The 19588-nt window shown below is 38.4% G+C and carries 24 protein-coding genes; all 24 read left to right on the top strand.

The window, feature by feature from the left end; all coding sequences use genetic code 11:
- Positions 1 to 34 precede the first annotated feature (34 nt).
- The 24 genes from DWV34_RS08775 to DWV34_RS08660 all read left to right on the top strand — a co-directional run bounded on the left by DWV34_RS08775 (position 35) and on the right by DWV34_RS08660 (position 19269).
- Entirely contained in the window at positions 35 to 232 is a 198-nt protein-coding gene (locus DWV34_RS08775) for a heavy-metal-associated domain-containing protein (protein ID WP_006568586.1), read from the top strand.
- A 175-nt stretch (positions 233 to 407) separates the two neighbouring features.
- Positions 408 to 1136 (top strand): pseudouridine synthase, encoded by a 729-nt coding sequence (locus DWV34_RS08770; protein WP_006566087.1) that lies wholly within the window; start codon positions 408 to 410, stop codon positions 1134 to 1136.
- Positions 1126 to 3081 (top strand): NAD-dependent DNA ligase LigA, encoded by a 1956-nt coding sequence (gene ligA / locus DWV34_RS08765; RefSeq protein ID WP_022260746.1) that lies wholly within the window; start codon positions 1126 to 1128, stop codon positions 3079 to 3081. The genes DWV34_RS08770 and ligA overlap by 11 nt, the downstream gene beginning before the upstream one ends.
- Before the next feature lie 12 nt (positions 3082 to 3093).
- Entirely contained in the window at positions 3094 to 4464 is a 1371-nt protein-coding gene (locus DWV34_RS08760; RefSeq protein WP_225103662.1) for a ComEC/Rec2 family competence protein, read from the top strand.
- A gap of 21 nt (positions 4465 to 4485) precedes the next feature.
- Complete coding sequence (locus tag DWV34_RS08755) at positions 4486 to 5391, top strand: homoserine O-succinyltransferase (protein WP_006566084.1); 906 nt, start codon at positions 4486 to 4488, stop codon at positions 5389 to 5391.
- Between the two features lie 248 nt (positions 5392 to 5639).
- The gene (locus DWV34_RS08750; protein ID WP_118476039.1) at positions 5640 to 5960 is read left to right on the top strand and encodes a hypothetical protein; all 321 of its coding nucleotides are present in this window, start codon (positions 5640 to 5642) and stop codon (positions 5958 to 5960) included.
- 18 nt (positions 5961 to 5978) lie between these two features.
- Positions 5979 to 6179: a hypothetical protein gene (locus DWV34_RS08745; RefSeq protein ID WP_118476037.1), complete on the top strand. Its 201-nt coding sequence runs from the start codon at positions 5979 to 5981 to the stop codon at positions 6177 to 6179.
- Positions 6180 to 6309: 130 nt separating this feature from the next.
- Positions 6310 to 7086 (top strand): ParA family protein, encoded by a 777-nt coding sequence (locus DWV34_RS08740; protein ID WP_118476035.1) that lies wholly within the window; start codon positions 6310 to 6312, stop codon positions 7084 to 7086.
- Positions 7079 to 7981, top strand: coding sequence for a ParB/RepB/Spo0J family partition protein (locus DWV34_RS08735; RefSeq protein WP_118476033.1), 903 nt, complete (start codon positions 7079 to 7081; stop codon positions 7979 to 7981). The genes DWV34_RS08740 and DWV34_RS08735 overlap by 8 nt, the downstream gene beginning before the upstream one ends.
- A gap of 13 nt (positions 7982 to 7994) precedes the next feature.
- The gene (locus tag DWV34_RS08730) at positions 7995 to 8726 is read left to right on the top strand and encodes a hypothetical protein (protein WP_118476031.1); all 732 of its coding nucleotides are present in this window, start codon (positions 7995 to 7997) and stop codon (positions 8724 to 8726) included.
- A 78-nt stretch (positions 8727 to 8804) separates the two neighbouring features.
- Complete coding sequence (locus DWV34_RS08725; protein WP_118476029.1) at positions 8805 to 9065, top strand: AbrB/MazE/SpoVT family DNA-binding domain-containing protein; 261 nt, start codon at positions 8805 to 8807, stop codon at positions 9063 to 9065.
- A 177-nt stretch (positions 9066 to 9242) separates the two neighbouring features.
- Positions 9243 to 10187, top strand: coding sequence for a DUF3991 domain-containing protein (locus tag DWV34_RS08720; protein WP_118476026.1), 945 nt, complete (start codon positions 9243 to 9245; stop codon positions 10185 to 10187).
- Between the two features lie 20 nt (positions 10188 to 10207).
- Positions 10208 to 10555 (top strand): hypothetical protein, encoded by a 348-nt coding sequence (locus DWV34_RS08715; protein ID WP_118476024.1) that lies wholly within the window; start codon positions 10208 to 10210, stop codon positions 10553 to 10555.
- 41 nt (positions 10556 to 10596) lie between these two features.
- Positions 10597 to 10983 carry a hypothetical protein gene (locus tag DWV34_RS08710; RefSeq protein WP_118476022.1) on the top strand — a complete coding sequence of 129 codons (387 nt, stop codon included), beginning with the start codon at positions 10597 to 10599 and terminating at the stop codon, positions 10981 to 10983.
- Positions 10984 to 11252: 269 nt separating this feature from the next.
- A complete protein-coding gene (locus DWV34_RS08705) occupies positions 11253 to 11444 on the top strand; it encodes a hypothetical protein (protein WP_118476020.1) in 192 nt (63 codons plus the stop codon).
- Between the two features lie 24 nt (positions 11445 to 11468).
- Positions 11469 to 11774: a MobC family plasmid mobilization relaxosome protein gene (locus DWV34_RS08700; RefSeq protein WP_118476018.1), complete on the top strand. Its 306-nt coding sequence runs from the start codon at positions 11469 to 11471 to the stop codon at positions 11772 to 11774.
- A gap of 5 nt (positions 11775 to 11779) precedes the next feature.
- Positions 11780 to 13078: a relaxase/mobilization nuclease domain-containing protein gene (locus DWV34_RS08695; protein ID WP_118476016.1), complete on the top strand. Its 1299-nt coding sequence runs from the start codon at positions 11780 to 11782 to the stop codon at positions 13076 to 13078.
- Complete coding sequence (locus DWV34_RS08690) at positions 13062 to 15005, top strand: VirD4-like conjugal transfer protein, CD1115 family (RefSeq protein ID WP_118476014.1); 1944 nt, start codon at positions 13062 to 13064, stop codon at positions 15003 to 15005. The genes DWV34_RS08695 and DWV34_RS08690 overlap by 17 nt, the downstream gene beginning before the upstream one ends.
- Positions 15006 to 15010: 5 nt before the next feature.
- Positions 15011 to 15358 (top strand): Mbov_0395 family pilin-like conjugal transfer protein, encoded by a 348-nt coding sequence (locus tag DWV34_RS08685; RefSeq protein WP_118476012.1) that lies wholly within the window; start codon positions 15011 to 15013, stop codon positions 15356 to 15358.
- 11 nt (positions 15359 to 15369) lie between these two features.
- A complete protein-coding gene (locus DWV34_RS08680; protein ID WP_118476010.1) occupies positions 15370 to 16212 on the top strand; it encodes a conjugal transfer protein TrbL family protein in 843 nt (280 codons plus the stop codon).
- A 12-nt stretch (positions 16213 to 16224) separates the two neighbouring features.
- Positions 16225 to 16434, top strand: coding sequence for a hypothetical protein (locus tag DWV34_RS08675; protein WP_118476007.1), 210 nt, complete (start codon positions 16225 to 16227; stop codon positions 16432 to 16434).
- Between the two features lie 13 nt (positions 16435 to 16447).
- The gene (locus DWV34_RS08670) at positions 16448 to 16774 is read left to right on the top strand and encodes a hypothetical protein (RefSeq protein ID WP_118476004.1); all 327 of its coding nucleotides are present in this window, start codon (positions 16448 to 16450) and stop codon (positions 16772 to 16774) included.
- Positions 16775 to 17051: 277 nt separating this feature from the next.
- Positions 17052 to 18248: a hypothetical protein gene (locus DWV34_RS08665; RefSeq protein WP_147342255.1), complete on the top strand. Its 1197-nt coding sequence runs from the start codon at positions 17052 to 17054 to the stop codon at positions 18246 to 18248.
- A 10-nt stretch (positions 18249 to 18258) separates the two neighbouring features.
- A complete protein-coding gene (locus DWV34_RS08660; RefSeq protein WP_199485887.1) occupies positions 18259 to 19269 on the top strand; it encodes a hypothetical protein in 1011 nt (336 codons plus the stop codon).
- The last annotated feature ends 319 nt before the right edge of the window (positions 19270 to 19588 follow it).

The raw sequence follows: 19588 nt of genomic DNA, 5'->3' as shown, positions 1-19588 counted from the left end.
GTATTAGAAGATGTGATCATGAAGGAGGAAACAGATGAAGGTTTTAAAGTCCGAGGAGATGCTGTGCGACCACTGTGTGGACCGGATCAAGATCGGTCTTATGGACGCGGGCATTGAAGCGGAAGTTGAACTGAGTGATAAAAGCATCATCCTTCCGGAAGATGATGATACACTGATCGAAAAAGCAAAAGAAGTTTTGGGGGATCTGGGATATTTTGCACAGGAAATGTAAAATACCCGGATGATCCGGGAACTGTCCATAGAGACGTGCAATTTTCAGGCAATCGTGATACAATCATTGAGTATGACATTTTCCACAGAGCATACCGTATTTTATACCCTTCGGGTGTGCACGCTTTGTGTGATAAGGTATTACATTTTTAAAAACATAGGAGTAACGATGAAGAATGAGAGAGACTATAAACTCCGCCGTGAGGATTAATAAATTTTTAAGTCAGGCAGGCCTGTGTTCCAGAAGGCAGGCTGATTTTTATGTAGAGCAGGGCAAAGTGACGGTTGACGGAAAAACAGCCGAGCCGGGGACAAAGGTTTGTGAGGGGCAGGAAGTCTGTTTTAATGGAAAGCCGGTCCGGATGGATACTCAGACAGTATATCTTGCATACAATAAACCGAAAGGTATCGTTTGTACATCAAGCAAAGAGGAAGCCAACAATATTATTGACGCTGTCGGTTATCCCTCTAGAATCTATCCTGTGGGCCGCTTGGACAAAGATTCCCAGGGACTGATCCTGCTGACCAATGACGGGGAAGCCGCCAATGAGATCATGAAAGCCAGGAACTATCATGAAAAGGAATATGAGGTAACGGTCAATAAAAGGATCACCAACGATTTTATCCAGGGGATGAGAAACGGAGTGCCCCTTTCAGAGCTTGACACAGTGACGAGAAAATGTACTGTGAAGAAAGAGGGGCCCGATAGTTTCCGAATTATTCTCACTCAGGGGTTAAACCGGCAGATCCGCAGAATGTGTGAATATTTTGGATACAGGGTTACCAAACTAAGAAGAGTCCGGGTCATGAATATCAGGCTCGGCAATTTGAAAGAAGGATCCTACCGGAAGCTTACGCCGGAGGAAATAAAAATGTTAAAAGAGGAACTGATCCGTGAAAGATAAGTTTGACCGAATGAAAGAGCTGATCCATATCCTGAGCGAGGCATCCAAAGCCTATTATCAGGAAAACAGAGAGCTCATGAGTAATTTTGAATATGACAAGCTTTATGATGAACTTTTGGAGCTGGAGAAAGAGACAGATACGGTGCTGGCCGACAGCCCTTCGATTCATGTGGGATATGAACTTCTAACTTCTCTGGAAAAAGAATCCCACTCCTCCCCGATGCTTTCCCTGGACAAGACAAAAGAGGTGGGACAGCTGGAAGAATGGCTGGGAGACCAAAAGGGCCTTTTGTCATGGAAACTGGACGGGCTTACCATTGTTCTTACGTACCAGGAAGGCGTTCTTTTAAAAGCCGTGACCCGGGGGAACGGGGAAGTGGGCGAAGTCGTCACGAACAATGCAAAGGTATTTGTAAATCTGCCCAAAAAGATCGCGTATAAAGGAACCCTTGTAATCCGGGGAGAAGCCGTGATTCATTATTCTGATTTTCGGCGGATGAACGAAGATATGGAAGACCTGGACAGCAGATATAAAAACCCGAGGAATCTTTGCAGCGGTTCTGTCAGGCAGCTGAACAATGAAGTGACGGCCAAACGAAACGTCCGCTTTTATGGTTTTTCCGTGGCAGATGTTCCGGATGTGGATTTTCATAATTCTGTAGAGGAGAAATTCATCTGGGCAAGATCTCTTGGCTTTGATATCGTGGATTACGTGGCGGTGACGAAAGATACGGTGGCAGAGGAAGTGGAGCGCTTCTCACAGGCCATCGAGAACAATGATCAGCCTTCCGACGGCCTGGTGCTGATCTATGATGATATTGCATACGGCAGGAGTCTTGGAACGACAGCCAAATTTCCGAGGGATTCCATCGCTTTTAAGTGGGCGGATGAGATCGCGGAGACGACACTGAAAGAGATCGAATGGAGTCCCTCAAGGACAGGGCTGATCAACCCTGTGGCGATCTTTGATCCTGTGGAATTAGAGGGATCTACGGTCAGCAGGGCCAGTCTCCACAACATCAGCGTGATGGAAGAGCTGGAACTTGGCGTAGGAGATCAGATTTCTGTATATAAGGCCAATATGATCATTCCGCAGCTTGCAGAAAATCAGACAAGGAGCGGCGATGCACCGATTCCGGATACCTGTCCGGCCTGCGGAGGAAAGACGGAGATCGAAGAAGAAAACGGAATCCGTACCCTGGTCTGCCCGAATCAATTCTGCAGTGCCAAAAAGATTAAGCTGTTTTCGCACTTTGTATCCAGGGATGCCATGAACGTAGACGGACTTTCAGAGGCATCTCTGCATAAGATGATGGACAAGGGGCTTTTAAACGAACTGTACGATTTATTTACCCTGAAAGAACACAAGGAAGAAATTATAGAGATGGAAGGCTTCGGGGAGAAGTCCTTTCATAATCTGGCGGATGCCATTGAGAGGGCAAAAAAAGTGACACTTCCTAAGTTCTTATACAGCCTCGGCATTGCCAATGTAGGTCTGTCTAATGCAAAACTGATCTGCCGGTATTTTGAGGATGATTTGGATGCTATCAGAAATGCGGAAGCCGAAGACTTCACAGCGATCGACGGCATTGGACCGATCATCGGTGAGGCGGTCAGCGGATATTTCCGGCTGGAAAACAATAAACAGACGGTGGACAGACTGCTTCAGTATGTAGAGATTGAGAAAAGACAGACGGAAGAGACAGAGAAATTGCTGGACGGCAAGACCTTTGTCATCACAGGTTCTCTAGAACACTATGAAAACCGCAAGCAGCTCCAGGAACAGATTGAAATTCTGGGAGGAAAAGCGACCGGCTCCGTGACGAAAAAAACAGACTATCTGATCAACAACAATAAAAATTCCGCTTCTTCTAAAAATAAAAAAGCCATGGAACTCTCCATACCGATCATAACAGAAGAGGAATTTATGGACATGATAAAGTAAGGAATGAAGAATATGAAACGAAGGATAATTTCATGGATGCTGGCGGCAGTGATGGTCATGACATCTGCGGCAGTATGGATGGGAAATGAGAAACAGGCAGAAGCAGCTGCTTCATTTAAAGTGCATTTCATCGAGGTAGGCACCGGAGACGGTGCCCTGCTTCAGTATGGATCAGGGAAAAGTGCAAAATATGCGCTGATCGATGCAGGACCTCAGACAACACAGCTTCTGGGAGGAAAAACCATTGATGTCAGCCGCAGAGTGCATAACTATTTAAAGAAATATAAGATCCGCAGGCTGGAATTTATCATCATGACGCATCCTCATAAGGACCACATCGGGGGATTTATTTCTATACTGGAGGACAGATCCATTTCTGTGGGAAAGGTCTATGCGACTCAGCAGCCGGTTTACAATCATTATTCGGGAGATGATGATTTTTACAGTACAAAAACGTACCGCACCGTAAATGAATTGATCGCGGAGCGGGGGATACCGGTTGTTGTACCGCGGATGAAGTCATCCGTATATCTTGGAAAAGCAAAGCTAACATTTTACTCACCGGGACGGACCAATTTTAAATATGGGCGGGAAGTTGACTTTAATTCCCGGCAGGTCAACAAATTTTCTCTTGTATGCAGAATTACTTACGGAAAAAATTCATTTCTGATGACCGGGGATACTCAGCAGGAGTCTGAGTACGATATGATAAGCCAGAGGCTGAAACTCAAATCCCAGGTTCTGAAGGTCCCGCACCACGGATATGAGGATGTGCGCAATAAGGATGCGAAAGGAAAGTTTTCGTCCAATCACAAGAAGTTTTTTGACAAAGTGCAGCCTGCCATATCGATTATCAGCAATGGATACCGGAATAAGGACAGAGTTCCGTCCGGTCTGATCACGAGGGAACTTGCCAAGTCGAATATTTATACGACAGGTGACAATGGCAATATTATCGTTACTTCCAATGGAAGCAGGCTGAGTGTCAGCACATCCAGAAATAAAAATGAGCCGGCCAAGGCCAGCACTTATGTTTCTTCCAAGAAGTCATCACTGCTTCTGAAAAAGATGTCGGTGAAGTCCAACGGGAAGAAAAAACTGTCTATCGTGTCAGTCAATGCGAAAAACAAGTATAAGATCAAAGAGAAGGAACCTTTGAAAATCTCAATCAAGGCCACGCCCCAGTCATTTACTAGGATTAAGAATGTCCAGTATAAGCTGGTGAAAAAGGGGAAGAGCAGTGCCAAATACCGATGGAAGACCGGAAAGAAGGTCAAGGTTAAAAAAGGATTTAAAGGACGTCTTTACATAAAATACAATACGACTTCCGGAAGCACGATTGTGAAGACAAAAGGTTTTGTAATTAAAAAGAAAAAAAAGTAGAGAACAAAGGAGCGTGTGAATATGCCGATTAGAATTGATACAGACCTGCCGGCCAGGGCCATCCTGGAGGAGGAAAATGTCTTTGTGATGGATATAGACCGGGCGGTGACGCAGGATATCCGGCCGCTTAGGATTGCAATCCTGAATTTGATGCCGAATAAACTGGACACAGAGCTGCATCTGCTCCGGAGTCTCTCCAACACCCCGCTGCAGATCGACATCACATTTTTAAAGACTGCCTCTTATGAGCCCACACATGTGCCGGAATCCCACATGGAGAAATTTTATGTGTATTTTGATGAGGTGCGGGACAAAAAATTTGACGGAATGATCATAACCGGTGCTCCCGTGGAGCTGAAAGAATTTGAAGAAGTGGATTACTGGGAGGAAGTGGCGGAGATCATGGAATGGACGAAGAAAAATGTCACTTCCACTTTACATATCTGCTGGGCTGCCCAGGCAGGGCTTTACTATCACTATGGGGTTAAGAAAAACGTTCTGGACCAAAAGATATCCGGTGTGTACCGGCACTATCCGCTTCACAAAAAGACTCTGCTGGTAAGAGGGTTTGACGACTACTTTTTTGTTCCTCATTCCAGAAACACCGGTGTCGACGGCGAGGCTATCAAACAGTGCAAAGAATTAACTGTAGTGGCAGAGTCAGAGGAAACAGGACCATACCTGATCTTAAATGAGACTGGAAGCCAGATATTCGTCACGGGGCATCCCGAGTATGATGTCATGTCCCTCCATCAGGAATATATTAGGGATATGAACCGCGGGTTAAATCCGGAGATTCCAAAGAATTATTATCTGGATGACGATCCGAAAAAGGGACCGGTAAAGTCATGGAGATGCCATGCCAATGCGATGTATTATAATTGGCTGAACTACTATGTTTATCAGGCAACCCCTTACGATTTGTAGGAAAACAGTGAATTTAAGAGAGAATAATAGATTTGTAGGATTTTAAGAAAAAGCCAAATATCACATAATTTCACGTAAATTCTTATAAGTTTTTACGAAAATGGTGTGAAATTGGTGTCAACGAAAGTTTAACATGGTGTCAATAAAAGGACTTTAATATAATGGAAATTTAAAGAATCATTGAAAAAATCAATGGTTCTTTTTTTATATACAAAATTTTTAACCTCTGCTATGAAAGGAGTCAAAACATGAATAATTATAATGATGAAAAAAAGACAGAAATAAAGGAGGCAATCTTGGATCTGCAGGAGCTTTATGAAAACTATACAGATGAAAGTTACTCATTTGATTATGAAAAAATTCTAGGTTCGATAAAAGAGGCAACAACAGCGTTAGAAAAATCAGTGAGGTGTAAAAGACCTGAGCAACTGACGGAAGGAGTAGCTTGGAGCGAGAATCTTTATGATGCAGAAGAAGATTTTAATCCTTTTGTATATCAAGGGGATATGTCTTTACAAGAGTTTAGGCAGGTTCAAAATAAGAATTTCGACAATGATATGGAGATTTGAAAGGAAAGGACATCTAATATGAAAAATAACTATCATGGCAGAAAGTTAACGTTTGAAGAGATACTGGAGATTGAGGAATTATCAAGAGCATTAAACAATCCACTATTCAGAAATGAAGAGCACTATGCATGGAGAAAAATACAGGAGATAGAAACCTCTGATAAACTAGATGATAAAATGAAGAAATTATTTGATGCAGAGAGAGCTAAAAGTATTTAGTAATACAGGGTTGGGCTATCGACCCTTAAAAAACGGGCTTCTCTTTTATAATGGGGGACAGCTGCAGCTGTCCTCTTTTCATTATATAAGAGAGAAAATACGGTAACAGAAAAAGAAAAGGAGAAGCATTATGAAAGAGAAAACGATTGCTATTGTAAACCAGAAAGGGGGAGTGGGAAAAACCACCACGACCTTAAATCTCGGTAAAGAGATGGAGCAGGAAGGAAAAAAAGTCCTGCTAATTGATTTTGATCCACAGGGGAGTCTTTCGCTGGCATTGGGTATTGACTCAGAAGAAATTTTAACAATTTCAGAGTTAATGAGCCTGGAGATGCAGGATCAGGCGTTGCCGGCAAAAGAAAAAATCATACAAAGAATAAAAGGAATAGATCTAATTCCTTCCAATATTGTACTTTCTGCGGCTGAGGTGAGCTTGGTAAACACCACCTGCAGAGAAATGGTATTAAAAAGTATTTTGGAACAATATAAATCAGGATATGATTATATTCTAATAGATTGTGGACCAAGTCTGGGCATGTTGACAATCAATGCCTTGACCGCTGCTGATAGCGTTTTAATTCCGGCCTCCCCGGAATATCTCAGTGCAAAGGGATTGGAACTTTTGCTTCAATCAATCGCAAAGATTAAGAGAAAGTTAAATCCTGCATTAAAAATTGAAGGAATCTTACTGACTATGGTCCAGGAAAGAACCAACCTCAGCCGGGAAGTAACGGCTATGATCGAAGAGGCTTACGGTAAGCTGTATATATACAATAGCAAAATTCCACGAAGTGTTGCAGTTGGATCAGCTGTTTTAAAAAATATTACTATTATGGAATACCAAAAGAATAATAAAGCAGCAAAGGCATACCATGCTTTTGCACAGGAGGTGATGAAACATGAATAATGGATTAAAAGGCATTGACGATATATTTGGATTAACTCAAGAAGAGCCTGCGCAAACACCAGCAAATAAAATTGTTGATTTACCAATCGATTCCCTAGTGAATTATCATAAAAATACAAAATCTGAGCGATATACAAATCAGGATATGGAGGATTTGGTAGAATCCATTAAGGCCAATGGCATTTTACAGCCATTGCTAGTTCGGCCCCTAGAAAATGACCATTATGAAATTATCGCTGGTCAGCATCGCAGGGACGCTGGTATTTTGGCAGATTTGCAGGTAGTGCCGGCAGTAATAAAGGAATGTGATGATGTAACGGCAGAGCTATTATTTTTAGAATCAAATCTTCAAAAGGGGTTTGAAAATCTACCTGAATCTGAGAAAGCAGATTTAATTTATCGGCATCAAGAAGCAGTAAAAGCACAAGGAAAGCGAACTGATCTAATACAGGAGGTCCATGATACTCTGGAGGAAACATCCGTGGAAGGAGTATTTAATCTGAGTCGATCCACAATCACACGATATCTAAGAATTTATCAGCTGACAGATCAGTTAAAAGAATTATTAGATCAGAAAGAAATTGCATTAAGATCTGCAGTTGAACTCTCTTATTTGACTGCAGAAATGCAGAATAAGCTTTTTGAATATCTAATTCAAGGTAAGAAGTTGGACATGAAAAAGGCAGAGGATCTCCGGACCTATGCAGAAAAAGGAAAATTAAATGAAGAAACGCTGGTACAGATTTTAGAGGGAGACTTAAAACCAAAAAAAAGGAAAAGTCCCAGTTATAAAATGAAACCTAAAGTCTATCAAAAATATTTTCAAAATCAGAATCCAAAGGAAGTTGAAGAAATTGTAGAGAAAGCTTTAGAATTATATTTCAACCAACGATAGAGGAGAATAGATTATGATAAAATATAGAAGAAAATGTACTGTTATTCTTTGTATAGCAATTCTTACGCTGGGACTTACAGGTTGCGAAGAGCAGGAGTTTGTTGAGAAAGAGGAAAGTATAAATAAGATAGAAACTAACAATAAGAAATCAAATACTGGACTGGAATTGCCAAATTTACATCAAAAATTATCTGTTCCAGAAGAAAAATTTAAGTTATCATGTACTTATGATACTGGCAGATATCAGCTGTCTAAATGGAGAATTACAGACAGCAAAACTTTAAATATGAAAGTCCATACAATAAATGTGCCAAAAGGGACAGAGGTCCTAATTGAACATATGCATGCTGATATTAGCATTAAATCTACCTTGGCTGCAGTTGATGGACTTGTCCAAGATAATATGGACGATACTTTTCATGGAAGTAGTCAAGATGGATTTTATATCAACAATCATACAAAGTATATTAATACTTTTGCGATTGAAGGATATTCTAAAACTCTTTTTGAAGGATGGGGACATATTACTGGAACTTATGGTAGTATGTCCTTGAAAGAGAAACGCTTAACTGAAAAAAGTTTAATTGTAGACGGATATGCATATGCACAAAAAGTAACAATCATTTACGATTTGGCAATAAAAAATAAGAAAGACCAGAAATATCGCTGTACTTCTGTAACAAGCGAGTTTTTGGTTCCACTAAACACTAAAAAATATGCAGAAGAAACTGAAAAAAAGAAATAAGATGGATGATAATGATTTTTTTAATTATTGTTCAGATGTTATATTTTTTGTATATCTATGTACAGGAAGGAGAAAAAAATGAAAAGCACAGGAATAGTGAGGAAGCTCGATGAGCTGGGACGTATTACTTTACCAATCGAGTTAAGACGTAATCTGGATGTGAATGAGAGGGATCCCCTTGAGATCTTCGTTGACGAAGATACAATCATATTGAAGAAGTATAATCCAGCGGACATCTTCACGGGCGAAATGGATGATCTCGTTGAGTACAAAGGCAAGAAAGTTTCAAAAAGTTCAATCATTGATTTGGCGAAACTTGCTGGGCTAAAAATTGTATAACCATAAGATTAAGGGATCCGATCTAAGATCGGATCCCTTTTTTAGAGAGTATAAAGTAGACCAAAGTGGATTCGGGCTGCCTAGAGATATTGATAGAATACCCCTAAGATTTCCTCTATCTCCTTATAGTATTTCTAGGTAGCCCAAATTTTCTTTTTAGAACCAAGGAGGAAAAGTGTGAAAAGAAGAAAAAAATTTACAGATCAATGTATTAAAGAATTGGAAGAGATTCCGATCTTACAAATTGCAAAAGACCTTGGATTGAGTTCAAAAAGAGCAGGAAGAGATTATAAAATTCCTGGTTTCGGCGGCCTAACAATAAATCCGATAAAAAATTGTTGGCACTGTTTCACATTGAATGAGAAAATCCCAAGGGGGCCAATCGGATTTATTGAATTTATGACTGGCACAGGTTTTATAGAGTCAGTAAAAATTCTAGCTGATATGTATAATATCACGCTAGAAACACAATACGAAGATAACATACAAACTACACAAAAAGTACAGAATAAAGTGAGCAAAATTCCAAAATTTAAAATTGAACCAGAGAAAAAGGAATTAGTCTTACCTAATAAATCAGCAACTTTTCGTCATGTATTTGCGTATTTATGTAAAACCCGAAAAATTGACAGAAGAGTAATAGAATATTTCATAAAGACAAATCGGCTTTACGAAAATGATATGCATAGCTGTGTTTTTGTAGGGATGGATCCGGAAGGAAATCCAAAACATTGTGCAATTCGAGGGACCTTAACATATAGAGTATTTAAAGGAGAGGCAGAAGGCAGCAATAAAATGTATTCATTTTCTAAACCAGGAGATTCAAAAACTTTGCATGTTTTTGAATCTCCTATTGATTTAATGAGCTATTTGTCTCTCCATTCAAAAGAATGGGAAGATCATCACCTTGCATTATGTTGTTTGGCTGATGTTGCACTTGTAGAGTATCTAAAGAATTATCAAATAAATTCTATTTTTTTACATTTTGATAATGATAAATGGGGGGAGAAGAATACTCAAGAATACATAGAGAAATATAGAGAAAATTATCGGGTATGGGATCATCGACCCCCTAAAGAATATAAAGATTGGAATGAATATCTAGTGGAAATTAAAAAATGATGGATGAAAGGAGATTTTAAATGAATTACTACTTTTTAGTTGTATTTACAATATCATCAATCAGTACACTTTTTATAATTTATATCATTCGTATAGGGCTTTATAAAAGAAAATTAAGAGACCAGTACAAAACTGATTTGCCAGACGAGTATAAAAAGTATCTAACAAATTTACTAGAGCTGGTTGAAAAGAAAGGAATCTGTATACAAAAAATGAAAAAAGGTGATCGCCTATATACTAAACCACTGCATAATTCCCGTCTATTAGGATTTACTTATAAGAAAAGTAAAGGAAAAATTACTTCTGTATATGAGGTATATCAGGATAATTCTGATAACACCATAAAATATTATGATTATCCGCAATAGATCTGAAGTTTGGAAGAGGTTTGGGAGGAAAAGGATAAAATATGAGTTATTTAGGAGAATTATATTTTTCACAAGATCTATACAAAAAATTAATAGAAATATTAAAATTTAGTAAGGTGATTTTTTTAGTCATTCTACTAAGTTTAATGATAAGATTCTTGTTTATTGCAGTGAAAAAAAGAAAATTGAAATTTTGTATGGTATGTAAAATTGGTTTCTGCATCTCGCAATTATGGAATTTACAATTTTTTGAAAATAGTATTTATAAAGAATATACACCAGTTTTTTTTCAAGGTGAAAAATTTCTGTATCATATGAATAGAATTCACGCAAGTGGATTGTTTTTAACGTTTTGCTTTTATGCTTTTTTTATAACTTATTTTTTAATTAATAAAATATTAGAGATAAAAGAGAAATTTAAGAGTTAGGGGGAATGGGAGTTAATTAAGAAAAAGGCGAAAAAATTTTCTATTGGGATTTAACAGAGCGGTTGATGACTATATAGCAGAAAATTACCGGTTCTAAAATCTATAATGAGAGATCTTTGTTTGAATCTGGAAAATATAAAGCAAATTCCTGATTTTATTTTCAACGGAGATCAGTTTCAATGTCTATTGAAGCAGATAAAAGAACTAAATGAACTTTTATACAGTTTATCAGACGAAAGTTTATGAAATCTAAGAGGGTGATAAGTGTTATGATCAAATTTTTAATTTTGGGTTTTATTATTTTTATTTTGGAGTACAAAATCTGGAGAAAATTTTTCTACAAAAATCCCTTTTCTGATGCAGAAATGAAAAAATTCTGTAAGGAACAAGGGCTTCCAGAGTGGAAGAAGGAAACAGGGGTTACAGATAAAGAAAGTAAAGAAAGTGGGGAGAAAGAATGATTTTGAAATGGCTGGAGGAACGTAATGAATACCAAAGACATCGTTAAAACAGTCCGGTTTTCACAGGAAGAATATAGAGAAATAAAGAAAAAAGCTAATCAAATGGGAGATAAGTTTTCGGTATATGTCCGGGAAGCTGCATTAGATCATGAAATTGTTGTCATTGAAGACCTAAAGGAGTTTCAACGGCAGCTTTATAAGGTCGGAAATAATCTAAATCAGCTGACAAAATTATGTCACGAGGGAAGAATCATAAATCCGGATATAGATGAAACAACCAAATTAGTCAAAGATATATTTGATTTATTGCTGCAGATTAAGGGAGGGTAGCAAAAATGGCAACATTGAAGTTTGCAACGGAACGGCCAATGAAGGGGAAAAATGGAAAAGCAAAAGAAGGTCCTCCAATTAAATATAATACCACAGGGAAAATGCAAAAAGTCTTAGAATATATCAATAATCTAAAAAAGACTGAGCAAAATCTCAGAGGAGGAACATACTTACTAGATCCTGACAATGCATTTAAGGAATTCATGCTCACAAAAGAAGCCTGGGGAAAAACGAATGGAAGAATGTGCATCCATTTAATTCAGTCTTTTGATCCAGAAGAAAAGATTACTCCGCAGGAAGCTTTTCAAATTGCAGAAGAGTTTGTACAAAAAGCTAAATTTGTAGGGTTTCAGATTTCCTATGCAACACACACGGATCGGCCGCACATTCATACGCATTTTGTCATTAATACTGTGAACTTTGAGACGGGTTATAAATGGCAGTGCAGCACAGAGGAACTGTACGAACTCCGGGGCATTTCTGATCAGATCTGCAGGGAACACGGTTTTTCTGTGCTACCGGAAAAACGAAGCAGGGATAGCCCTCAAACCTTTACAAATGCAAAAGAAAACGGTACTAGCTGGAAAGTGGAGACTCAGCTGGCTGTTGACGCAGCGTTAGATATATCGGTTTCAAAGGCTCAGTTTCTTCATAATATGCAACTGCAGGGATACAAAGTTTTATGGAATCAAAGAAAATATCTTTTGTTTACTAACCCGGAAGGGAGAAAAATCCGGAATAACAAGCTTGAACAGCCAGAAAAATATACAAAACTGGCTTTAGAAAAACGATTGAGGGAAAATCAAAAAAAAGTGCTAGCAGGTCAAAAAAAAGAGCAGGAGCCGAGAAAGCAGCCGTCCTACCGGACGACTGTTTTTTATGCGGTACGGGATGCAGCCAACGTGGCCACAAGCAAACAAGATTTCCTTTCAATTTTAGAAAGCCAAGGATATCAAGTTGACTGGAGAGAGGACCGGACATACATAACATTTCAGAGGGAGGGACACCAAACCGTCAGGAATCGAAACTTTCATCCACCAGAGGAGTATACAAAAGAGGCTCTTTTATTAAAATTTGAGAAAAACAAAGTAAAAGAGCATCGACTGGAAAATCAAGATAAAACGCCAACAGGTTCCCTAGAACAATTCCGGTGGAGTTTTCTGAAATTTTTAAAAGCTGTTTCCCAGGGAGGAAATCAGGAGTATCCGCATCAAGATTTACAAAAAGGAGCTAAGAGTAAAGCGGCTATGAAAGAATATCAAAAACAAAGAGAGAAAGGAGAAGGACTTGACTGGGAAAGGTAAAAACAAAGAAAAAGTCTGGATCGGTTACATTTCACTAGCTGTTCTATGTTTTTATGGAACCTGTGTGGCGGGGATTTTTATATGTTATTCCATGCTACATCCTGGAGAAAAAACTTTTTTAATAATCACAAACCCTATACAGATGATTTCATATTATCAGGAACATATAATAGAGTTTGTCATTACCTGTGGGTTTTATGTCATGATTATCATTAGCCTACAGGTTTTTATTTTAGATAACAAGAAATCTTATGCCAGTGAGGTCATGGAAATTACTCCAGATATCCATACACCAGTGCCGGCTGGTCAAGGCCAGCATGGAACGGCCAGATGGCTAAAGAAGGATGAATTTGATCAGACATTTGATCATTATACGCTAAAACCGGGAGATTTAAAGAAAGTAGGGAAACAACGGATACCTGCAGGCGGCCTGGTACTGGGAAAAGAGGACAAAAAAAATGGAGAGAAGATCTATCATGAGACTAGGGATCGTCATTCCATTACTGTAGGAGCTACCAGATCCGGTAAAACGAGAACAAGTGTTTTGGAAACAATCGCAGATCTGATTATGGCGAGAGAAAATATTTTTGCTGTAGATATGAAGCGTGAAGTCAAAGATTATACGGAAGATAGGGCAAAAAAAGAAGGTTACCGATGTGTTTCGATTAACTTCATGAATCCCTATAGTTCTGATGAGCATAATTATTTGGAATCTATTATAGATGCAGTCAATGATAACGACATAGATCTTGCGATTAATGAAACATGGGCTTTCGTATCTCAAATGGTAGGAGAGCCGCCAGAAAACGGTGAAAAACTTTGGAACAATGGAGAGGCAGCAACCATGGCAGCCTCGGTTATGGCTGTTGTTTACGATAATCGGGAACGACCAGAGTACCAAAATGTTACAAACGTTTTTTTCTTTATTGTGGAGATGTGCCAAGAGTATCGAGGTGGCTTGCCATTACAATTTTATATAGACTCTTTACCAGAGGACCATCCATCAAGGATCTTGTTAGCAGCTACCAAATTGGCAGCATATAAAACTAGGTCCTCTTTTTATGTTTCAGCCGTTATGACATTGAAATTATTTACAATGCCATCTGTTAATAGCATGACCTCTAGATCCAGCTTTTCGATCAAGGAGCTGTGTGAAAGTGATCAGCCTACCATCATTTACTTATCACTGCCGCCGAGGGATAGGACATTTTTTCCGCTGGCTTCATTAACAATTCGGCAGATCAACGATGAGATTGATAAGGCTGCCGATCGACAGGGAGGACGTGTCAAACGACGCTGGAATTTTATCGATGATGAAATTGGGAACTTTACAAAGATTCCAACAATGACTAATATGCTGAGTTTCGGTACAGGAAAAGGGATTCGACATAATCTTTACGTGCAATCTTTTGCCCAATTAGAAGAAATTTATGGGAAAGAACAGGCACAAATCATCCGGGATAATTGTGATATTCTGTCCTATTTAAGAAGCCCGAATCCGGAAACACTCAGTGAAATTTCAAAGAAGTTAGGCGTTTATACGGTATCCTCTTATTCTTTGTCAACAAATCAACAAGAACGGATGCATTCAAGTATGAGCCGTGGAGAAAGCATTAGCTTACAGAAGCGAGAACTTTTAACACCGGATGAAGTAGAACGGATCAAACGACCGAATACACTAGTCTGCAGTGATAACTATCCAGCGATCACTTATGCACCGGACCTAAGCCAATGGCAGTTTAATGAATTCTTCGGCCTGGGAGATGAAGAATTTAACCGTAAGCTTAGAATGAAAAAGGAAGAAGAATTAAAGAAAACAGAGCGAGAGAAAAACGTAAAAATGCAGCTTTGGGGTGTCTGGGATACCTGGAAGCGGCATATCGACCGGCTGATTGAAGAAGAACAACAAAAACGAATGAAGGAGTGAAAGGAATGAAAACAAAAATGAAACTTTGGAAAAAAGCAGCGACTGCATTACTATTTCAATTTTGGTTATTCGGAACTATTTTTATACAAAACGTTTATGCAGCAAGCATTGTGAATTCAAAACTATTTACTGGAGGGAAAAAACTTATATCAGATCTCACAAAAGGATTAACCGGCCTGATTGCTGGTACAGCGATTCTGTTTTTCATATACAACGGGATCAAAATGCAGGCAGCTGATGATGAAATGGAAGAGAAACAATATAAGAAAAAAATGAAAAAAAATGTTGTATATGCGGTTATCGCAGTCCTTGGAGGAGTATTAATTAATATAATTCTCTCTTACTTCAAATAAAGGAGGTCTATATGGGAGGTATTATTTCCGATGCGATCAGCGGATTTTTCACAGATCTTGGAGAATCTTTACTTAAAATGATTAACAAGCTATTAGTCAGTCTATTGGACATTTGCTTTAACTCAGAACACTATATGACATCAACATTAGGTATGAAAAGCTTTTCTCTGGATAAAATCAGCGGAGTAATTCTAAAGTTTGCGCTGGTGGTCATCGTTATCAAGTTTCTGCAGAAAGCTTTTTTTATTTATATCGTTCAATCTGATGGAGACCCGGATGCTGATCCGGCTCAGCTGCTCATTGGCTTTTTTCAATCCATTGCAATCTCAGTTACCTTTATGAGCCTCTATACACCATTGATTGGCTCTCTGAAAAGCTTCGCAAATGAATTGTTAAAAGCCATGTCCGGAAAAACAGAGGCAGAAATGATGGGGAAGCTGGTCTTTTCGAGTATTGTAGGATCAGGAATTGGAAACTTATTGTTGGTGATTGTGTATCTTGTGCTGGTACTCTTCCTCTATGTGAAGTTTATACAGAACGGGCTGGAGCTTATGATCTTAAAATTGTCTATCCCATTTTTGTCCGTAGGCCTGATGGACAGCGACGGCGGTGTCTTTAAAATAGGCATTAAGAAATTTTTTCAGATTGGTTTTACTTGCCTGATTCAGATTGTATTGCTTCGGATGTCCATTGCGCTGCTGGTGGCCATGCATCCGATCTGGAGCGTAGCGGCCGCTGTTACCGCTTTGAGCACACCTAAGCTGATGCAAGAGTTACTCTTTGTACGTCAGGGAGGCGGAGCTATGGGCAAACTTTATGGAGTCAACATGGTTCGGACCATGTTTGCCCGCTAGAAAGAGGGAGATATGAAAACATTAAATTCATTGGTCAATCTTATGCTTGGTTTAATCAATGTTGGCGGCATAGCCAGAATTATCTATTTATTAATACAGGCCCAAGTGGATTCTGATAGTTCAGACGGAATCAATAAAAGGATCCGTTTTATACTAAAAATCATGATCATCGCGACCTGTATCCTGCCGTTAAAAAAGGTGGCATTATCTTATTTTCAATGAGAAAGGAGAACTTGTGGAGGGAAAAAGTGAGGACCGGCTGTATGTGCCGGTAGGAGTCAAGACACAAAAGGAAATAATTCCTGGATTTCAAGTGAAAGATCTAATTTCAGCAGTGATACTTGGACTAATCTTCATAGTTATTGGAGTCTTGATTTATTTTTTATTTCATCATTTTGTAATTGCAGCCTTAACAGCACTTGGAGGGGCTTTTTTTAGTTTTGTAATCTTTGCAAAAACGGATAACATCAGTGTTGTAAATTATTTACTGTTTGCAATCGATTATTATAAAAGCCAAAACCGGTTTTATTATCGGTATATGAATGAATGGGAAAAGAAATAAGAAGGGAGGGAGAATTTTGATTGTCTTTATTCACACAACACAGTCTCAGGACATATTAAATGGCCTGGAACAGGAACGGATCTGGAAATACTGTCTTAGGAGGGAGCCATTACAGAAATTTATCAAAGAACAGTATGGTAAACTGGCAACATTAAAGCCAGATACCTTTATCATCGATCTAAAAGCATTTGATTCTCCCGATGATCTTCCAGTGCTCATTCAGAATTTCCCGGCGGCACAATATCTAATCCTTGTGCCGGCCGGACAGAAGTTCCGGATGCAACGTTGTATTTCATTTACGGAGAGCGAGGGATTAGTACAATATTTAAAAGAAGGGCCAAAACATCAAAAAATTGGAATCATAGCGAATGAAACAACAGATGCTACGGCCATCATTGCTTTTCAGATGATCTCCTGTTTAGCAAAGGAGCAAGACAATCTTTGTTACATCGAAGTAGAAAAAGAAGCCAAGCTTCCGGAATGGGCAGAGAAATATCATTTGGTGAAAACAGACCATGGATATGAGTATCGAGGCATTCCTTTTTATAGTAACCTGGCTAAAGATACGGAAATAGCGATTTTTGATTTCGGCTGCAGGGATGCAGCCAAAGAAAATATGATAAAGAAATGTGATATTGCCCTTATTGTTAAATCAGAGAAAAAAAATAAAATCCGTATTCATCGGGGAGATATAGATATCGCTATAAAGGTTCCGAAAGATCCCTTCCGGCCGATCCATTCAGAAACATTTCAAGATTTGATACCAGAGATCGACTTCGGGGTAACAGAAAAAAAACCTAAGAAGATTAAAAGAGAAAAACCCCAAAAACAAAAAAAGCAGAAAAAAGAGAAAGTTAAAAAAGAAAAGACTATAAACAAGATGCCGGTATTCCGGAAGAAAAAAGTTAAGACGCAAAAGGCAGAAAAGAGCAAAAAGAAACTAGAGTTGAAGCTATCAAGAATTCCTAGACTAAATTTGGAATTCAAAGGTTGGTTGACGAAAAGACGTCTCCTATTCATAATTCTATTTTTCGCAGTGCTTAGCGTATCAGCCGCCAGCATAAGAATCTATTCTGCACAAAAGAAAGAAGAGAAAGTTAAAGAAGCGGTACAGAAAAAGCAGCAAGAGCAGGATCCAGATTCAACCGTACAATTTTCATCAGAAAAGTCTGCAGAAAAGAGTACAAAAGAGAAGAAAGATAGTGAACGGCCAAAGGAAAAGACAGAAACGTCTGTATCCAAGTCTTCCAGTTCCTACCAAACAAATTATGAAAGCACCAGAAAAACGACCAGACAAACAGACAGTAGAAGAACAAATAAAAAGCCGGTGACAACAACCAGGAAGAAAAAGCCTGCAGCTACCACCAGGAAGAAAAAACCAGCAACGACAGCTAGGAAACCAAAGCCGACAACGACTAGGAAACCGAAACCGACAACCACGGAACGGTTTGACATCAACTATGGTCCTGAATAGGAGAGGAATGATGGAGAAAATTATAAAATATATAAACTATGCAAGCAATCTTATTGCGAACTATCTAAAAGGAGTATTAATTGTCAATGGAATTACATTTCTTTTCATATATCAAAAGCTTAATATACAGGAAAAACTTTTAATAATATCTTTGGTAAATACTATTATGATGCTTTCATATGGCATAGATATATTACTTTATAATCGGCGCAAAAAAATGATAGCAAATATCATTTTTATATTTATTTTTAGCGTGATATTGAGGCAGGGTATTGAATATCAAAAATTTGATATATTCAATCCAAATATTTTTTTCATCATATTTCTATGTAATATAGTTGTAAAAATGGCATCAAATTTTTTGTTAAATACATTTACGGATCAAATGACATGCCAGAATTGTAACCAGAGTCAAGGTGATGAACAAAAAAGAAAATCTGATTCAAGAACAGAAGAGGAGCTTGCGATTGCAGCCGTTCATGAGGCAGGACACTTTATAGTGGCCAAATTGCTTGGATTCAGAGTTGACAGATTAACGATTGATCCTCTGAATAATGGCAATGGTGGTTGTATAAGTTTCATTTCTCCTCGTATGGTGGAAGAGGGATATTACAAAAATCTAATTATGATAACCTATGCAGGGACTATTGCAGAGAAACTTGTATTTAAAACTTCATTTCCTTATGGCAGAGTCTCTGATCTGGAGCAGGCAACAGAAATAATAAAGAAGTATTATAGTTCGGGAGAAACAAAATATGGACTTTTAAATCTAAATCAACTCATAACAGATAATACCGAACAACAATTAAAACTTTATGCTGAAATCAGCCATGATCTCGAAGAAGAAACCAGAAACATTTTAAAAGAGTACAAAAGAATGATATATTATACGAAAGATGAATTAATACAGAATAGGGATTTTAGTGGGGAAGATAAAATCGACGAATTATGGGATAGATTAATGACAAAGTTTACCGAATCATCAGCCAAACAGCCATTCTTAGGATTGGCTTGGAAATAACGAATAAAAGGAGAAAGTAAGATGGATCTGTTTATTAATGTTGTCGGCAGTTTTATAGACTGGTTTAAAAATCGAAAGAGCAGGAAAAAAGAGGCAGATAGAATTATTAAAAAAGATTCAGTTTGTTTATATAGATAATGCAAAATTGTATACACGAGAAACTATTCAAAAACATGGATACCAACCGTTCTATTTGCTGGAGGTAAACAATCCCCAAATTTTGATGTTCACATATAATGAGGAACACCAAAGCTTTAAATTTTGGGATAAGTACCTTTACAATGAAGAATTGCAGCACTATCCCGAAGTTTGGACCGAG

This window comes from Anaerostipes sp. AF04-45 (genome assembly GCF_003461725.1).
Classification (GTDB): Bacteria; Bacillota; Clostridia; order Lachnospirales; family Lachnospiraceae; genus Anaerostipes; species Anaerostipes caccae.
This window is presented reverse-complemented; position numbering and strand designations above follow the sequence as displayed.

What these genes read in the sequence shown, in the direction of transcription:
- DWV34_RS08660 (WP_199485887.1), top strand. Translation starts at nt 18,259, where the DNA reads ATGGAGAAAATTATAAAATATATAAACTATGCAAGCAATCTTATTGCG.
- DWV34_RS08750 (WP_118476039.1), top strand. Translation starts at nt 5,640, where the DNA reads ATGAATAATTATAATGATGAAAAAAAGACAGAAATAAAGGAGGCAATC.
- DWV34_RS08770 (WP_006566087.1), top strand. Translation starts at nt 408, where the DNA reads ATGAGAGAGACTATAAACTCCGCCGTGAGGATTAATAAATTTTTAAGT.
- DWV34_RS08745 (WP_118476037.1), top strand. Translation starts at nt 5,979, where the DNA reads ATGAAAAATAACTATCATGGCAGAAAGTTAACGTTTGAAGAGATACTG.
- DWV34_RS08755 (WP_006566084.1), top strand. Translation starts at nt 4,486, where the DNA reads ATGCCGATTAGAATTGATACAGACCTGCCGGCCAGGGCCATCCTGGAG.
- DWV34_RS08685 (WP_118476012.1), top strand. Translation starts at nt 15,011, where the DNA reads ATGAAAACAAAAATGAAACTTTGGAAAAAAGCAGCGACTGCATTACTA.
- DWV34_RS08715 (WP_118476024.1), top strand. Translation starts at nt 10,208, where the DNA reads ATGAATTACTACTTTTTAGTTGTATTTACAATATCATCAATCAGTACA.
- DWV34_RS08740 (WP_118476035.1), top strand. Translation starts at nt 6,310, where the DNA reads ATGAAAGAGAAAACGATTGCTATTGTAAACCAGAAAGGGGGAGTGGGA.
- DWV34_RS08775 (WP_006568586.1), top strand. Translation starts at nt 35, where the DNA reads ATGAAGGTTTTAAAGTCCGAGGAGATGCTGTGCGACCACTGTGTGGAC.
- DWV34_RS08725 (WP_118476029.1), top strand. Translation starts at nt 8,805, where the DNA reads ATGAAAAGCACAGGAATAGTGAGGAAGCTCGATGAGCTGGGACGTATT.
- DWV34_RS08710 (WP_118476022.1), top strand. Translation starts at nt 10,597, where the DNA reads ATGAGTTATTTAGGAGAATTATATTTTTCACAAGATCTATACAAAAAA.
- DWV34_RS08665 (WP_147342255.1), top strand. Translation starts at nt 17,052, where the DNA reads ATGCAACGTTGTATTTCATTTACGGAGAGCGAGGGATTAGTACAATAT.
- DWV34_RS08730 (WP_118476031.1), top strand. Translation starts at nt 7,995, where the DNA reads ATGATAAAATATAGAAGAAAATGTACTGTTATTCTTTGTATAGCAATT.
- DWV34_RS08680 (WP_118476010.1), top strand. Translation starts at nt 15,370, where the DNA reads ATGGGAGGTATTATTTCCGATGCGATCAGCGGATTTTTCACAGATCTT.
- DWV34_RS08695 (WP_118476016.1), top strand. Translation starts at nt 11,780, where the DNA reads ATGGCAACATTGAAGTTTGCAACGGAACGGCCAATGAAGGGGAAAAAT.
- DWV34_RS08705 (WP_118476020.1), top strand. Translation starts at nt 11,253, where the DNA reads ATGATCAAATTTTTAATTTTGGGTTTTATTATTTTTATTTTGGAGTAC.
- DWV34_RS08760 (WP_225103662.1), top strand. Translation starts at nt 3,094, where the DNA reads ATGAAACGAAGGATAATTTCATGGATGCTGGCGGCAGTGATGGTCATG.
- DWV34_RS08675 (WP_118476007.1), top strand. Translation starts at nt 16,225, where the DNA reads ATGAAAACATTAAATTCATTGGTCAATCTTATGCTTGGTTTAATCAAT.
- DWV34_RS08735 (WP_118476033.1), top strand. Translation starts at nt 7,079, where the DNA reads ATGAATAATGGATTAAAAGGCATTGACGATATATTTGGATTAACTCAA.
- DWV34_RS08700 (WP_118476018.1), top strand. Translation starts at nt 11,469, where the DNA reads ATGAATACCAAAGACATCGTTAAAACAGTCCGGTTTTCACAGGAAGAA.